Consider the following 16,606-nt stretch of genomic DNA (forward strand, 5'->3'; position numbering starts at 1 on the left):
GCTTTTGTAAAAATACTAACACCTAATATTAGAGAATCTATTCAGTAAGTGTATTTTAGGGTAAAAATTAATTTATTTCATAACAGTACAGGATACAGAAATTATATTTACAAAATACCTTAGAGGTATTCAATTAGTACTACTAATTCTAGTTACTCCCCCAAAATTTTACTATTTGATAATTTCATTTTATTTAAACGAAAAATAATGAAAAGGGTAACCATTTATGATATTTCAGAAATACTTAATATAAGTCCATCTACAGTTTCAAGAGCTCTTAATGACTCCCCCAGTGTTAAAACTAAAACTAAAGAAAAAATTATTGAAGTAGCTAAACAACTTAACTATTTTCATAATAAAACAGCTTCCAGATTAAAAACCGGCAAAAATAATACTGTTGGAATTATTGTACCCTATATAAACCACAGCATATTTTCAGCTATAATTCAAGTTATTGAAGAAATTCTTGCACCATTGGGCTATATAATTCTAATATGCCAGACTTACGAAAAAACAGTTAATGAGATAAAACATATTCAAAGTCTTTTAACCAACCAAGTAGAATGCATTTTTGTTTCGGTAACAATGGAGACTATCAACTATGATCATTTTAAAAAGGTAACTAGTGCTGGAATCCCTCTCATCTTTTTTGATAGAAAAGCCGATATAGAAAATGTAAGTTCTGTTATTTTAAATGATTTTAAATCTGCTTATAAAGCTACCGAACATTTAATTGAACAAGGGTGTAAGCGTATAGCCCACTTTAAAGGAAATCAGAATTTGGAGATTTACAGAAATCGCTATGATGGATATCTAAAGGCTTTAAAAGATTATAAGATACCAGTAGATCCTGATTTAATTATATCATGCAAAAGTTCTATTGAAGAAGGAAAAAGAGCTTTTAATGAGTTGTACAATGCTAATATTTCTTTAGATGCTATTTTTTCGCCTAATGACCATGCTATTCTAGGCGCCTACCAAGAAATAAAGAATTATAATATTAAAGTTCCTGAAGAAATAGCATTGGTGGGTTTTAGTAATGAAATTTTTACTAAATACATTGAAATACCTATAACAACCGTATTTCAGAATCCGGAACTAATGGGAACAAAAGCTGCTAAATTTTTTTTAGAACAAACAAATAAAGAAACCACTGATATTACCCATAAAAATGAAATTATTGAAGGTACCTTACTGGTAAGAGCTTCTTCTAAAAAGAGATAAAATCGAAAAGTTGTATCTTGTTCCTAACATTACTAGTTGTATACTCTTTAAAACCACCCTAATAAATGATAGGAATTTTAGTAATAATTACTCTCTCTTGGTTACTTTTGTATCTAATTGAAAAAAAGCAAATTCTGGTGTTAGGGTTGCTACCCTTTGGTAAAAGATTGATACAATTCTTCATAGGTTTTTTAATCACAGGAATACTGTGCATACTTACCCAATATTTAGAAGCTTACCTGAAATCTGCTAATTGGAATTTGAATGAGCACATAACCGGTAACATTATATTACGGTCATTTTGGTGGGATGTAAAATCAGTATTGACAGAGGAACTTATTTTTAGAGGGGCATTGCTTTATATATTCATTCAAAAAATGGGCTCCAGAAAAAGTATCCTAATTTCTGCCATAGCTTTCGGTATTTATCATTGGTTTTCATACGGAGTTTTAGGTAATCTATTGGCTATGATTTTAGTCTTTATAGGAACTGGTTTAATGGGCTATGCTTGGGCTTGGGCATTTTCAAAGACAAAATCAATAATGCTGCCTTTCGGACTACATTTAGGATGGAATTTCTTTTATAATACCATTTTTTCAAAAGGACCTTTGGGTGAAGTAGTGCTTACCTTAAAAGGCGGAACTGAACTTAGTGATTGGGCTTCATTATTAAATTTTATCAGTGGTTTAGTTCTAGTTCCTATTTTAGTTATCATTTATGTCTATTATTTTGTGAAAGATGAAAGTGAAATGAATAGTTGATCTTTAAAAAAATGTCTATAATAATATAAATAGTGATTGGACTGATTATAACATTAAATAGAGTATAATTCATTTTTATAGTAATCACCTCTAACAGAAAAAAGCTGTCTTAAACAAGACAGCTTTTAATAAACTACAACAATGAAAGAATCATTTCTCGAAAAGGCCTGGGGGCGCTATTCCATCAACATTTCTTATATCTAACTTTAATAATTCTGCAATTATTGGGGTAATATCCTCTAAGTGAATCATAGGAATAGTCACACCTTTTTTAAATCCGGCACCAGAACCTATAAAACCTGTATAGATATGTTCAAAATCCGGAAAATAACCATGTTTACCACCTGTTTTACTTTTTAATAAATTCCCTTCATTAGCATTATCAAAAGAATACCCTTCCATAGCCGATATTGCTAGGTCTACTGTAGGATCACTCTTCATAATACGCATTGTTTGTTCATCAATAATCTTGAACATTTGTTTTTGTGCATAAGGCAATTCATCTAACATCCTTTTTACTTTAGCTAAAGTGGTTTTGTCTTTCTTATTTCTTAAATGTAAAAACGCAGACCCACCTGTTGAAAAGAAAAATGCCTTATCAAATAAATTATTTGCCTTTAACCAAAGGTTAGGAGAAATACAAGTGTGCGTAGTAACAAAACCATGATCTCCTGTAATAATTATGGCTGTATTATCTAAAATACCTGCTCTTTGTAAAGCATCATAAATATTACTAATAGCATGGTCTGCACCAGAAATGGCTCTGTGTACTTCTTCTGATTCTCTTCCTGATTTATGCTGAGCTCCATCTGTATTTGGTAGATGAATGGTTAATAAGTTAGGCTTATACTTTTCTAAAATATAAGCTGCCATTCTCCCTAAGTTTTCATCCATGCGGTATGAAGATAAATTGAATGCACCTTTCTCCATTGCTCCTGTAACATTTTTAGTTACCTCGTCATATAAACCTTTAGGATTAGCATATTCTGCAGTAGCACCTCTCCTATCAGAACCATCTTCAAAAGACCAAATTTCTGGAATATTATAATCGATATAAGGGTTGTTAACTGTTACAGGCCATGAAACCGAAGCTGTTGTTAATCCTTGTTCTTTAGCATACTGCCAAATGGTTTTTGCTTTTACCTGATCAAAATTATAAATCCATCCCTTTGGCTGTCCATTTTCCCCAACATACGTGTTATAATATACACCGTGTTCTGCAGGAAATACACCTGTAGACAACGTGGTATGAGAAGGATATGTTACCGATGGAAAAATGGTTCGTACATGCTCTGCAGAAACACCTTTTTCTGCCAACATTTTCATATTTGCTGTGGGCCATTTTTCTTCTTTGTAAAAATCAGATCTAAACCCATCTACACTAATAAGTACAACGTGCTTAACCTCTTGAGCAGTGGCACTTGCAAAAATACTTAGCAGAAAAACTGCACATGTTACTTTAAAAAATTTATTCATATCTAATTTTATTAAAAGAAAGGTACCGTAGTGGTAGTGGCTCTGTTTTCTATAATTACTCTATTCATATCAACACTCATAGTTACATTTCCATTTGCATCAACAGTAAAATCATCTATGTCATCAACAGGAATGTATGATGGTATCTGAGCAGTAGTAAAAGCATCTGAAACATTAGGGTTATTATCCTGCTCAGTTTGTGATATAGGGTATTTAATTCCTAAGTCTGTTAATCTTCTTCCTTCGCTCATAAAAATTTCTTGTCTCATTAAATATGTTAAGTACAATACTTCTTCTACGGTTGTAGTATTATTTATCATTGTAGCATTTACACTAGTACCAGAAATTGTATGCACAACAACATCACCTGCTTGTCTGTCTAATACAAAGCCATCTCTAAATTCACTCATTGCATCAAATCTAACTTGTACTGCTGTTAATGGATAATCTGTTCTAACACCACCATTTCTAGTTTCACCACTATCATCTACAAAAGCTGTAGACCTCGCATTTACAAGATTTAATAAATCTAATAAGTAGTTCTTAGCATTACTTATATTATTATTAGCTAAAGCAGCTTCAGCTAAAATTAGATATGCCTCTTCAGCTTTTACTAATGTAACTGACTTTTGATCTGTACTAATAGTACCTACAGAATAATACTTAGGATCTAGAAAATCTAATCTAGGAAGTGGCGCTAAACGGTTAGGCAATGCGTCAAAAGTTGCATTTTGCATCTCGTTTGCCAAAGCATTGGTTCCATCAAATTCTACCTGAAATAATAGTTCTGGAACACTTAACGCTTGGTTAGCTTCTATGATTGCATTAGACGCGTCTCCTAAATCATAATAAACTCTTGCTTTTAATAAGTGATAAGTAGCCATTAATTGAGCATCGCTCTCATAACTTAACGCTTCATCTAATTGATCTATAGCAAGCATTAAAGTTTGCTCAGAATCTAATACTTCTCCTAAGGTAGTAGCTGGTAAGCCTGTAAATAACTCTCCTCCTAAAATATTAGAGTATCCTAAACAGAAATACATAAAGGCTAAATCTTCATTAGTACCATCTTCATCAGATGGAAAAACAGTTTCAATACCATAAATAGCCATTTCTCTAAGCGCTTGTACATCTCCCTGAATATTATTTACATCAGTATCAAAATAATCTATCTGTAACATATCAAATACCTTACTGTACTGAGAGTAATTATTAAAATAATTATCTGAAGTAATGGCTACATTAATATTCACTGTATTAGTAGTAAGTGCAAGTTGTCTTTGTAAACCTACAACCCAACTTTTAACTGCATTAGGGTTCTGTATGTAAACATCTTCTGTAACATTAGGGTTTTCTACACAAGAAGTTGCAACTGCCATTAAAACTATGGCTATAATATATATAAGTCTATTTTTCATTTTTACGTTTTTTATAAGTTAATCTTAACACCTAATAAAAATTGTCTTGGCATAGAATACGTAGCATACGAAATACCACCTGTACTAGCCCCGCCTTGTCCTTGAGCTGCACCACTAATAGTAGCCTCAGGGTCAAATGAAGAGGAAACAAAATTAAATGGGTTTACTGCTGTAAAAGAGAATAACATATTATCATAGAAACCACTATTTTTAGATTTTAGATTATAAGAAAGACCTATAGTTCTAATTTTTAAGAAATCGGTTTTTTCAACAAATCTATTGGTAAATGCCAACCAGTTACTACGACCATTAGCTTCAATTTCTCCTGCAGGAATATAATCATCTGACGCTCCATAATAATAACGGAACTGTGCATCCCAGTTAGCACCGTAAGCACCTGTTTGGTAAGATCCTGTTGCAAATAAATTAAAGTTCTTATAATCTAAATTAAACCCTAAATTACCAAAGGTTTTAGGTATGGTAGAACCTAAATAAGATTGTGCTACTGTAGATTCTAAAACACCATTCTCATCAAAAATACCATAGCCACCACGTATAAAACCGATAGGATATCCTTCTTGAACAACTGTTTGTAATGTTCTAGCGCTAAAACCATTAATATTAAAAGCCGGAGCTCCATTAGAGTCAAGAACTTCGTTATGTAAGGTGTTAAATGAAGCATTAAAACTTAAAGTAAGGTCTTGAGTTTGAATTGCAATTACTTGAGCACTTAATTCAAAACCATAATTCTCAATTTCTCCAATATTATAAAGTTGACTACCATCATAACCATAAGACGGTGCTAATGGTACATTAAATAATGCATCTTTTGTTAACGATCTGTAATAACCAGCAGAAAAGTTAAATCTATTGTTGAATAAAGTAACATCAAAACCTCCTTCTACTGTTGTAGTCTTCTCTGGTTTTAAATTATCGTTTCCTAGATTACCAAAAAAGGCAGCTTGATCTCCTAAGTATCCAGTAAAATCAATGGTTCTGTCTTGTGCCCATGCTGGCGGTAAATTTCCTGCTAAACCATAACTACCTCTTAAACGTAGTGAGTTCACCAATTCTGATGTAAACCAAGGTTCTGATGATAATAAATAAGAAAGACCTGCTTTTGGATAGTATTGTGTTCCTATATCTTCACCAAACGAAGGGTTTCTATCACCTCTAACTCCTAAGTCTAAGAATAATTTATCTTTAAACCCTATATTCTCTTGTAAATAGATACCATAATTTAAAACTTCAACTAAGTATTCGTCTGCACTTTTTACTGCTGCATCACTTATACTCAACGCTCCATCTCTAATGTTAGTTCCTGAATATAATACCTGATGATCTCTATTTCTAAAAAACTGACCACCTAAAGTAGTTATAAATGAAAAATCATCCGTATTGTAAGTATACTGTCCATTAAGTTCTAAAGTAATCCCTAAGTAAGTTCTTTGAATATTTTGAATACTTCCTTGATCTATAATATCCTGACCTCTTGTAGCTGATAAATACTCGTTTGTTTGTATATTAATTTGTTCCTGATTTCTAAAATCCAATCCTCCGGTAAACCTAAATACTAAATTGTCTATTGGTTGGTATTTAAAGACTTGAGAAGTAGTAAATCTATTTACCACAATCTGGTTATCTTGTAAGCGCTCAGCATTGTCTACAAAGGCCTTAATTTCAGCAAATTCTTCATCGGTTAATTCATCTAAACGATTATTAAACCCTGGACCAGTTATACTAGACGCTCCGTCTTCAGCAAACCATAAACCTGTGTAACCACCTTGATTACCATTACGGTTTCTTTTATACTTATTATATACATAGTTAAAAGAACTTTCATAATTTAATCCATCTATTAGCTTAGCTTTAAAACCTGTACCAATGTTAGCCTTTAAACTAGCATTCTGATCGTGTATTTGAACACCCGAACTATTTTGAAAACTCCCTGAAAAGTTATATCCAAAATCATTGTCAGTACTACCATTTAAATTAAGTGTATATTTTTGATACTCACCCGTTCTAAATAATAAATCTTTAGTTCTGTCAAAGTGTAAATAATCAGTAGTTGGAGTTTCTACGCCGCCTTCGGCTATAACAGAAAGATGTGTACCTGCTTTACCGCCCTTTTTAGTAAAAATTTGAATGACGCCGTTAGCTGCATCAGAACCATATAAAGTTGTAGCTGCACCCCCGTTAATATATTCAATCTTAGCAATATTATCCATTGGAATATCTGCTAATGCACTCATAGAAGCTCCTGAAGCAGAACCTCCCAATTGTGCTTGCGTATTCAAATTATCTAAACGCACTCCATCTAAATAAATAATAGGTGTAGAACTTAACATAGCAGAGTTAACACCTCTTGCACGTATAATAGAAGTTGCCCCTGCTTGCCCGCCTGTAAAATTAATTTGAGCGTTGGGTAATTGTGCTGCTAATTGTTGGTCTATACGTTGTGCAGATATTTTTTCTAAATCTTCTCCTTTAATAGATGTTACTTTAGTTGGTAATCGTTTTTTTCGTACATCTGCTCCCTGTCCTGTTACTACTACCTCATTTAAACTCTCCATATTAGGATCTAAGGTAATTTCTAACATTTCTGTAGGTTCACTAATGGTTATCTCTTTTGATTTATAACCTAAAAACGAAACTTGTAAAGTTGTAGGATAGGTCTCTGGCGTAATTGTAAATCCTCCACTCTCATCAGTTACTACTCCATTACTGCTTCCTCGAACCACAATGGTAGCACCCCAAATAGGAACATGAACTTCATCATAAATAAATCCTTGAATGCTTGATTGTTGAAAGGTTGTTGTGTTCTTTTTTCTTAAGGCAACAGTGTTACCATCAATCATATAAGATATAGGAGCTACTTTTTCTAAGTTCTTTAAATTAGATTCTAGTTTTTCTCCTTCTTTAAATTCGAAGTTAGATACTATAATTCCATCAAATGTTTTTGGGTTATACACAAAATCAACATCTCTATACTTACCTTGTAAAATAGTTAATATAGATTTTAATTCTTGTTGTTTTAAATATCCTTCTGATGCAAAAGATATATTTATAAAAAGACATGCTATAAGGGTATATATCGATCCCTTTTTTAACAAGGTTATCTTATTCTTCATTATTATTACTTGTGTTAAAGTGTTTGGTATGCAATGCTATAAAAAGGGCCGTTTTTATAACATTTAGTTTAAGAATTCTATGTTTTAAATAGTGCAGGAAAAATTTTACCTACAAATTGGGTTGTAGTATTACATAAATAATCGTTTATTTGTTTTTTATTATTACTTAATAAATTCTAGGGGGGATAATCGGGCCGGATTATCTCTCTTTCTTTTTTGTAATTATTCTACTGTTACTTTATACTCATTGGCTTGAATTGAATTAAACTTTATATTTTGTGAAAATTCTATAACTTTAAATATTCTACTCAAATCTTTATCTATGTCAAAAACACCTGTGATAACTTGATCTTTTAAATCCGATGAATTATAGGAGAAAGAAACATTGTAGTAATTCTCTAGTTTTTGTAACAATTCCTCTAAACTCTCATTTTCACATACAATTTTGGAATTTCTCCATGTTGCAGTTGCTTCATGATTAAAAGGTTTTTTTGTGTGTTGAGCGTTCTGAAAATTATATACAAACTCCTCATTTGGGACAATATACTCCTCAATCCCATTTTCCATTTGAATAGCAACTTTCCCTGAAAACAATGAAACATTTATTTCATTAGTATACTGATATGCATACACATTAAACTGTGTTCCGTACACCATAACATTTAATGAATCTGTTTTTACTTTAAAAGGATGTATACTGTCCTTTACTATTTTAAAAAAAGCTTCTCCTTTAAGTGTTACTTCTCTATCTTTTTTATCAGTGTAATACAAAGATGAGTTTCTGTTTAAAATAACTTCAGAGCCATCATTTAAAGCAACTGTTTTAGGTGTACTCTCATTATTAAAAACATAGTACTCTTCTATTACCGTAAATTGATTGTATAATAATACAGACGATGTTATTAAAATAATTAATACGGCTGCGACTTTGGTAAAGACTAAAGCTTCATGTTTATATATAGACCTAACTATTTTTCTCCATAAAGACTTGTGCGTATCAGAATCTTGATAATCATCAAAATTGATATCCTGATTCCAAATCTCATATATTCTATTTTCTAATTTCTGTTTTGTATTATCAGAAATTTTAGGGTCAATTCTCTTCATTTCAATTTTAAAAGCGTACAACTATAATTCGATTTACAAAATTGAAACCCCTACTGCATTACATTTTGTTTACTTTTAATTAATCTAAAAAAAGATGCTATTATTGACTTGAGAGTACCGATTTTAGAATTTTAAGTGCTTTAGAAACCTGATTTTCAACCGTTTTAACAGCCACCCCTTTAAATTCTGAAATTTCTTTGTGACTAAGTCCCTCAAACTTGTGCAACTTAAAGATTTCTTTACATTCTAAGGGTAATTGCTCTACAGCTTTAAGGAGATATACTTTTTGTTCTTTAACTTTATCAATATCACCTGTAGACTCAGCTTCTACAAGAGTATCTACCATATCTGATGTGATATTTCTTTTACTCTTTAGATAATCTAAAATATAAAATTTAGCTATCCTAATTAACTGAGCCTCAATAGTCACATCTTCTGAAAGTTTGTTCCGTCCAAGATAAAATTTTAATATAATATCGTGCACCAAATCCTTAGCTTCTTCTTCATTAGAGGTAAAAGTATAGGCAAGATGAAAAAGCCTTTTGTGATATTTATTATAAATACGTTCAAGTGCTTTTTTGTTTCCGTTCTTAAAATCAAACAGTAAAGACATAAACTAGAGTTGGTTCTTCTGAAAGCAAAAGTAATGTTGCAAATCCACTATAAGTATGTGCCATATTTTATGAAACTTTAAAGAAATTGTAACTATTTCGTTTTAATTAACATACTTCAGAATTATCGCTCACCCCTACTCTAATCATGCTTTTCAAAATCTTTAAATAATCTATCTAAAACATTAAGAATAACATCCTATCAGGATCAGCTTAATACCATTGAATTGCATTCATTACATAAATTAGACACTAAAAAGATTAATTATTTCGAAAAAAAAACTATCTTGTAGTCAAATAAACTATAAGCAAAATTAATCATAATAGTTATGTACTTTTTAGGTATTGATTTAGGCAGCTCTTCTGTTAAAATTTCTGTATTTAACGCCGAAAAACAGCATATCATGGGCTCGGTTACCATGCCTGAGTCTGAAATGAAAATTGATGCTCCGCAACATGGTTTTGCCGAACAAAACCCTAATGATTGGTGGCAATACACTAAGGACGCAATTAAACGTCTTAAAACAGCATACAACATTGATTTAAAAAAGATAGAAGCAATAGGTATAGCCTACCAAATGCATGGCTTAGTATTAACTGATAATGATATGCACCCTGTTAGACCAGCAATTATTTGGTGTGACAGTAGAGCAGTTAAATACGGTGATGCTACTTACCATAAAATAGGAAAAACTAATTGTAACGAAATGCTGCTGGGAAGCCCAGGAAATTTTACGGCATCTAAATTAAAATGGGTTAAAGAAAATGAGCCACATACCTTAAAAAAAGCTAAGTATATGATGCTTCCAGGAGACTTTATAGCCGCTAAACTTACTGGTATTGCTCAAATAGCTACTTCAGGACTTTCAGAAGCTACGCTATGGAACTTTAAAGAACAACGCCTTGCTACAGAAGTTTTAGACGCTATGGAATTACCTACGGAAATCGTTCCTGAGATTGTACCAAATTTTGGAGAGCAAGCCAAAATACTTCCTAAAATTGCAGAAGACTTAGGACTTAGTAAGAATGTTATAATTTCCTATCGAGGGGGAGACCAACCTAACAATGCTTTATCTCTAAACACATTAAACCCAGGGGAAATTGCCACTACAGCTGGTACTTCTGCCGTTATATATGCAGTTAGCAACCAAAATACTTTTGACAAAGAAAACAGAATAAACACTTTTTTACATATTAATAATACACCAGAACTCAAAAGAAATGGTGTAATGGTGTGTATTAATGGTTCAGGTATATTATATCAATGGCTTAGAAAAATATTGTCTACGGGGAAAACCGAAAAAATATCATATAACAGACTAAACCAATTAGCTAGTAATACCATAGCAGGAAGTAAAGGCCTGCGCTTTTACCCATTTGGGAATGGTGTAGAAAGAATTTTTAATAATAAAGAAGTTACTTCTGGAATACAATTTTTAAACTTTAATATGCACGGTGCCGAAGAATTGGTAAGAGCCGCGTGCGAAGGAATTGTTTTTGGAATGAACTACGGCTTTGATGTGATGAAAGAAGTGGGTGTATCTGGCTCAGTAGTTAAAGCTGGAAATGCTAATTTATTTTTAAGCCCCGTATTTAGAGAAATCTTTGTGAATACCACTAATACCTCTTTAGAAATTTATAATACCTCAGGCGCAGAAGGAGCAGCAAGAGGTGCAGCTTTTGGTAGTGGTTATTATTCATCTTTAGAAGAAGCCTTTACCAACTTAGAACTTTTAAAAACCATTAACCCTACTACTAAATTAACCGACGAATACACCGAAATATATCAACATTGGAAAACTTATATTAATACAGATATTTGATTATGAGTAATACAAAGACATTTTTTAATAAAATAGACCCTATAAAATTTGAAGGTAGAGAAAGTGATAATCCATTAGCTTTTAAATGGTACGATGAAAATAAAATAATTGCGGGCAAAACTTTAAAAGAACATTTGCGTTTTGCCATGGCATACTGGCACACATTTAACAATAAAGGTGGAGATCCTTTTGGTGCAGCTACTGAAACTTTTGCTTGGGATGCTAAAGATGATGTAATTGATAGAGCTAAAGACAAGATGGATGCTGCTTTTGAATTTGGGAGCAAATTAGGCGTACCTTATTATTGTTTCCATGATGTTGATATTGTAGATGAGGCTCCTACCCTAGTTGAGTTTGAGAAAAGGATTCAGACTATGGTTGATTATGCCAAACAAAAGCAAGAAGATACTGGTATTAAATTGTTATGGGGTACTTCTAACCTATTTACCAATCCTCGGTATATGAATGGTGCTGCAACAAACCCTAATTTTGATGTTGTTGCCTATGCAGGTGCACAAGCAAAAATTGCCTTAGATGCTACCATAGCACTAGGAGGAGAAAACTATGTATTCTGGGGAGGCCGCGAAGGATATATGAGTCTTTTAAATACTAACATGAAAAGAGAACAAGACCATCTTGCTCAATTTTTAACTATTTGTAAAGACTACGCTCGTAAGGAAGGTTTTAAAGGTACTTTTCTTATTGAACCAAAACCAATGGAGCCTACCAAACATCAATATGATTTTGATGCTGCCACGTGTTTAGGTTTTATGCATACATATGGTTTAGAAAATGATTTTAAACTAAACTTAGAAGTAAACCATGCTACACTAGCAGGCCACACCTTTGAACACGAACTTCAAGTAGCTATAGATGCAGGCATGTTAGGCAGTATAGATGCTAACAGAGGTGATTATCTTAACGGATGGGATACAGACCAGTTTCCTATAGATATCTATGAGGTAACACAAGCCATGTTAATTATACTAGAAGGGGGTGGTATACAAGGCGGAGGTATTAATTTTGATGCCAAGGTTAGAAGAAACTCAACAGATTTAGAAGATAAGTTTATAGCCCATATAGCAGGTATGGATACCTTTGCTAGAGGACTTATTACTGCTAACGCTATTTTAGAAAAAACAAAATATAAAGAGTTACGACAAGAAAGATATAAAACTTTTGATACTGGTAAAGGTGCTGAATTTGAAAAAGGTAACCTTACCTTGGAAACCCTTGCTGAAATTGCCAATACAAAAGGCGAACCACAACCATTAAGTGGAAAGCAAGAACTATATGAGCAAATAATTGCAAATGCTATTTAGGTAGCATTTTATAAGCATTATATAAGGAACCTATAAATAAAATAGGTTCCTTTTTTAATTTATGACCTTTTTAATCTCTTGTCGGTATTGAGATGCACTCTTACCGGTAAAAGACTTAAAGGATTTATTAAAATGACTAAAATTATTAAATCCACTTTCAAAACTAACCTCCGCTATACTCATAGGTTTTTCTGCCAATAACTTTGATGCATGTACCAAACGATACTCATTTACAAATTGCGTAAATGTTTTATTGGTTACCTTTTTAAAGTATCTGCAAAACGAAGGCACCGTCATACTTGTTAACATAGCCACTTCTTCTAGAGCTATCTGCTCTTGAAAGTTATCTTTCACGTAATTAAACACCATATTAATACGTTCATTATCCTGCATTTGGGTTTCCATAGCAAAACCTTTTGCATTTAATATTTTGAACTTCTGACTTACAGAAAGGTTTTGCAATACCTTAAGCATACTTAATAGCCTATCAAATGGAGACATAAACTGCATTGCTTCTATTTGTTCTCCAATTAATTGTTTTGTTTCATCATAAAATACAATTCCACCTGATGCCTGATCTAGCATTGTATAAATAGATTTCATTTCGGGTAAGCTAAAAAAATCAGTCCCTAAAAAATCAGGTTTAATATGTATTACAGTTTCATTTTTATTACCTGTATCTTTATCTGTAAAGCCACAGTGGGGTAAATTACTACCTATTAATATCAAATCTCCATCTGTAAAATAAGATATATGACTACCTATTTGCCTTTTACCACTCCCCTCATTTACATAAACTAATTCTATTTCAGGATGATGGTGCCAAACGTGTGTTTTATTGTTCGTGTTTTCTTTAAACCTACTGTAAGAAAACGAACTCCCAAAAGAAGGTTGTATAACTTCAAACGAAGGTTTCAGATTTTTAATCATAATACACTCTAAATTAAATGTTAATAGAAAACCTTATATATTACAAATATATGCAATATTACCCTTAACTGGTAACATTTTACCCCATCACCTAAAAAAGTATAGCTCGAATGTTAATTTAGCATAGAAATATGAAAATTTTCGCTTTTTTCATGTAATAAATGCAGCCTACTTTAGCACTGTAATTAAAACACTAAAAAATACTTATGAAAAAGTTTTTAAAATTCGGTCTAGTAATAGGAATGTTGTTGTTAAGTTTTGGAACTTATGCTGCTGAAGTAGTAAACATTTCTTTATCGGTTGTAAAAAACCAAACTAAAACAGTTAGTTTCAGATTAGAGAATGCTGACGATGTTAGAGTTGTATTAAAAAATGAAAACGGAGTACCAGTTTACTCTGAAAATGTAGCTACCAAAAATGGTAAATTAAATAGACAATATGATTTAAACTATTTACCAAACGGGGTTTACTCTTTAAATGTAGAAACTGAAACTAAAATTGTTTCTTATAAAATTGCATTGGCAGAAAACACTACAGTGAATAAAGTAGCTAGTGAAATTTACAAGCCAATTGTTTTTTCTAAAGATGATAAAGTTATGTTACAACTTTTAAATTTAGAAAAATCTCCTGTGCAAGTAGCTATCTATGATGTAAACGATAACTTACTTTTCACTCAAAAATTTGAAGGAGAGTTAAATTTCTCTAAGCAATTTGCTTTAAAGAAAGCATTCTCTTCAAACTACACTTTCGTTATTAAATATGATGACATGACTTTTACTAAAGACATTGCGCTTTAATTAAAGTCTGACTTAAATATTTGTTTGTTTAAATTGATTACTGGTTAGAGAGGGATTCACTTATGAATCCCTTTTTTACTTTATACCCACCACCCACTTATTTAAGGTATACAGTTTTTGTATTTACAAACTCTTTTATACCATGATGACTTAGCTCTCTACCATATCCTGAAATTTTGATTCCTCCAAAAGGTAGCCTAGGATCTGATTTCACCATTTCATTTATAAATACAGCCCCTTCATCAAATTCTGGTAAGTACTTTTCTATTTGTTTAAAATCTTTTGTGAAAACTGAGACCCCTAGTCCAAAATCAGAATTATTAGAAATTTTAATAGCTTCTTCTACAGTTTTAAATGTTACCACTGATATCACAGGACCAAAGGTTTCTTCTTTAAAAACAGGCATATCAAAAGTTATATCGGTAACTATAGTAGGTTCATAATACGCTCCTTTCCGTTTACCTCCTAAAAAAATAGTGGCTCCCATTTCTACAGATTTATTTACCTGCCCTTCCAATTCCTCTGCTAAATCTTCTCTTGCCATAACACCAATATAGGTATCTTCATCTAAGGGATCACCAGACTTTTTATCACTAACAGCTTCTTTATACTTAGCTAAAAAATCTGTAGCTATATCTTCATGCAATAATAATCTCTTTGCTGCTATACAACTTTGTCCGGTATTCTGATACCTCGCATTAACCGCTGTTTTCACAGCTTCTTCAATATCGGCATCTTTTAATACTATAAAAGCATTGTTACCCCCTAATTCTAAAACCGATTTTTTAATTTCAGAAGCAGCTAAACTTGCCACTTTACTACCTGCGGGTTTACTACCCGTTAAGGTTACTGCTTTTACCTTAGGGTTTTTAATAACATTTTCTACCTTATCACTTTTAATATATAAGCTCTTAAAAACATTTTTAGGAAAACCTGCCTTTGTAAAAACGTCTTCTATTAATTCAGCACATTTCATCACATTAGAGGCATGTTTTAAAACCGCTGTATTACCAGCCATTAAAGAAGGTGCAGCAAATCTAAATACTTGCCAAAACGGATAATTCCAAGGCATTACAGCCAATATAACCCCCAAAGGCTCATAGCTAACGTAACTTTTAAAAGCGTCTGTTTTAATAAATTCTTTAGTCAAAAAGTCTTCGGCGTTATGTGCATAATAAGTACAAACCCAAGCACATTTTTCAACTTCTGCAATTGCCTGAGTAATTGGTTTTCCCATTTCTAGAGACATCACCTTTGCATACTCTTTTGCATTAGACTTTAATACTTCTGCAGCCTTTTCCATAAGCTGCTTACGTTCTTCAAACGAAGTTTTTTTCCATTCTAAGTAAGTGTTATTTACATGGTCTATAGTTTCATTCACTTCTTCTTCAGTAAGTTCTTTAAACTCATAAACAACTTCCCCGTTATATGGATTTATTGATTGTATCATACATTAATTTTTTATATAAAATTAAAATTTCAAAGAGAGCCCGTTTCTTAAAATAATGTTATTTGTTTATAAACACGTTGAAAACTATACCTAAACTATTGTTTAAGCGTTATTTAATTAGGTATCTTTAAGAAAACTACTAATTATGGACACACGTACAAAAGAATTACTTGCTATCCGTCCTGAAATTCCCTCAGCTAAAATTACCGAGTTTATGAGCCGTGATGAAAAATTTCAGAACAAAACATTACGCCCGGTTATTAAACTTCAGAACGATTTATTAGTAGAAGCTTTCAGGAACTATGTAAACAAACACAAAGGATTATTTTACACCCTTTCACTTCCGAAAAAATTAAACTATGTAGAAAATGCTTTGCAAAGAGATATAAAATTCAGAAACTCTTTGAAAGGCATGATTATAGGTCAGTTTACCGTGGAAGAATATTGTACTTACATAGAAAATTCATCTGCCCTAAATAAACGCATGATGAATATGGTTATAGAACGAATTAAAGACCAAGTACAATTATTTGATAACGAAAATGTAGCTTAAACA

At 32.1% G+C, this 16,606-nt stretch carries 13 protein-coding genes; 6 read left to right on the forward strand and 7 right to left on the reverse strand.

Features of this window, described 5'->3' with window-relative positions:
• Positions 1–207: 207 nt before the first annotated feature.
• Both Y10_RS10080 and Y10_RS10085 read left to right on the forward strand, forming a co-directional pair.
• Complete coding sequence (locus Y10_RS10080) at positions 208–1,224, forward strand: LacI family DNA-binding transcriptional regulator (RefSeq protein ID WP_281765258.1); 1,017 nt, start codon at positions 208–210, stop codon at positions 1,222–1,224.
• Positions 1,225–1,289: 65 nt separating this feature from the next.
• A complete protein-coding gene (locus tag Y10_RS10085) occupies positions 1,290–1,985 on the forward strand; it encodes a CPBP family intramembrane glutamic endopeptidase (RefSeq protein WP_281765259.1) in 696 nt (231 codons plus the stop codon).
• A 150-nt stretch (positions 1,986–2,135) separates the two neighbouring features.
• Here Y10_RS10085 and Y10_RS10090 read toward each other — a convergent pair whose 3' ends face one another.
• The 5 genes from Y10_RS10090 to Y10_RS10110 all read right to left on the reverse strand — a co-directional run bounded on the left by Y10_RS10090 (position 2,136) and on the right by Y10_RS10110 (position 9,730).
• Entirely contained in the window at positions 2,136–3,461 is a 1,326-nt protein-coding gene (locus Y10_RS10090; protein ID WP_281765260.1) for an alkaline phosphatase family protein, read from the reverse strand.
• Between the two features lie 11 nt (positions 3,462–3,472).
• Positions 3,473–4,879, reverse strand: a complete 1,407-nt coding sequence (locus tag Y10_RS10095) for a tetratricopeptide repeat protein (protein ID WP_281765261.1) — start codon at positions 4,877–4,879, stop codon at positions 3,473–3,475.
• A gap of 11 nt (positions 4,880–4,890) precedes the next feature.
• Positions 4,891–8,010 (reverse strand): TonB-dependent receptor domain-containing protein, encoded by a 3,120-nt coding sequence (locus Y10_RS10100; protein WP_281765262.1) that lies wholly within the window; start codon positions 8,008–8,010, stop codon positions 4,891–4,893.
• A gap of 222 nt (positions 8,011–8,232) precedes the next feature.
• Positions 8,233–9,117, reverse strand: coding sequence for a FecR family protein (locus Y10_RS10105; protein ID WP_281765263.1), 885 nt, complete (start codon positions 9,115–9,117; stop codon positions 8,233–8,235).
• A 100-nt stretch (positions 9,118–9,217) separates the two neighbouring features.
• Complete coding sequence (locus tag Y10_RS10110) at positions 9,218–9,730, reverse strand: RNA polymerase sigma factor (protein ID WP_281765264.1); 513 nt, start codon at positions 9,728–9,730, stop codon at positions 9,218–9,220.
• A gap of 327 nt (positions 9,731–10,057) precedes the next feature.
• Here Y10_RS10110 and Y10_RS10115 point away from each other — a divergent pair, with 327 nt between their 5' ends.
• Complete coding sequence (locus tag Y10_RS10115) at positions 10,058–11,551, forward strand: xylulokinase (protein ID WP_281765265.1); 1,494 nt, start codon at positions 10,058–10,060, stop codon at positions 11,549–11,551.
• Positions 11,552–11,553: 2 nt separating this feature from the next.
• Complete coding sequence (xylA, locus tag Y10_RS10120) at positions 11,554–12,873, forward strand: xylose isomerase (protein WP_281765266.1); 1,320 nt, start codon at positions 11,554–11,556, stop codon at positions 12,871–12,873.
• A 54-nt stretch (positions 12,874–12,927) separates the two neighbouring features.
• Here xylA and Y10_RS10125 read toward each other — a convergent pair whose 3' ends face one another.
• Positions 12,928–13,800, reverse strand: a complete 873-nt coding sequence (locus Y10_RS10125) for an AraC family transcriptional regulator (protein ID WP_281765701.1) — start codon at positions 13,798–13,800, stop codon at positions 12,928–12,930.
• Between the two features lie 209 nt (positions 13,801–14,009).
• Here Y10_RS10125 and Y10_RS10130 point away from each other — a divergent pair, with 209 nt between their 5' ends.
• Complete coding sequence (locus Y10_RS10130; RefSeq protein ID WP_281765267.1) at positions 14,010–14,600, forward strand: hypothetical protein; 591 nt, start codon at positions 14,010–14,012, stop codon at positions 14,598–14,600.
• 97 nt (positions 14,601–14,697) lie between these two features.
• On the opposite strand, the gene Y10_RS10135 is transcribed toward Y10_RS10130, so the two are convergent.
• Positions 14,698–16,050, reverse strand: coding sequence for an NAD-dependent succinate-semialdehyde dehydrogenase (locus Y10_RS10135; RefSeq protein WP_281765268.1), 1,353 nt, complete (start codon positions 16,048–16,050; stop codon positions 14,698–14,700).
• A 145-nt stretch (positions 16,051–16,195) separates the two neighbouring features.
• Here Y10_RS10135 and Y10_RS10140 point away from each other — a divergent pair, with 145 nt between their 5' ends.
• The gene (locus Y10_RS10140) at positions 16,196–16,603 is read left to right on the forward strand and encodes a glyoxalase (RefSeq protein ID WP_281765269.1); all 408 of its coding nucleotides are present in this window, start codon (positions 16,196–16,198) and stop codon (positions 16,601–16,603) included.
• Positions 16,604–16,606 lie beyond the last annotated feature (3 nt).

Origin of the sequence: Neptunitalea lumnitzerae (assembly GCF_027924185.1) — a bacterium.
Classification (GTDB): Bacteria; Bacteroidota; Bacteroidia; order Flavobacteriales; family Flavobacteriaceae; genus Neptunitalea; species Neptunitalea lumnitzerae.

Coding starts and splice junctions, on each gene's coding strand:
- Y10_RS10130 (WP_281765267.1), top strand. CDS start 14,010: ATGAAAAAGTTTTTAAAATTCGGTCTAGTAATAGGAATGTTGTTGTTA.
- xylA (WP_281765266.1), top strand. CDS start 11,554: ATGAGTAATACAAAGACATTTTTTAATAAAATAGACCCTATAAAATTT.
- Y10_RS10115 (WP_281765265.1), top strand. CDS start 10,058: ATGTACTTTTTAGGTATTGATTTAGGCAGCTCTTCTGTTAAAATTTCT.
- Y10_RS10090 (WP_281765260.1), bottom strand. CDS start 3,461: ATGAATAAATTTTTTAAAGTAACATGTGCAGTTTTTCTGCTAAGTATT.
- Y10_RS10105 (WP_281765263.1), bottom strand. CDS start 9,117: ATGAAGAGAATTGACCCTAAAATTTCTGATAATACAAAACAGAAATTA.
- Y10_RS10080 (WP_281765258.1), top strand. CDS start 208: ATGAAAAGGGTAACCATTTATGATATTTCAGAAATACTTAATATAAGT.
- Y10_RS10085 (WP_281765259.1), top strand. CDS start 1,290: ATGATAGGAATTTTAGTAATAATTACTCTCTCTTGGTTACTTTTGTAT.
- Y10_RS10135 (WP_281765268.1), bottom strand. CDS start 16,050: ATGATACAATCAATAAATCCATATAACGGGGAAGTTGTTTATGAGTTT.
- Y10_RS10110 (WP_281765264.1), bottom strand. CDS start 9,730: ATGTCTTTACTGTTTGATTTTAAGAACGGAAACAAAAAAGCACTTGAA.
- Y10_RS10095 (WP_281765261.1), bottom strand. CDS start 4,879: ATGAAAAATAGACTTATATATATTATAGCCATAGTTTTAATGGCAGTT.
- Y10_RS10100 (WP_281765262.1), bottom strand. CDS start 8,010: ATGAAGAATAAGATAACCTTGTTAAAAAAGGGATCGATATATACCCTT.
- Y10_RS10140 (WP_281765269.1), top strand. CDS start 16,196: ATGGACACACGTACAAAAGAATTACTTGCTATCCGTCCTGAAATTCCC.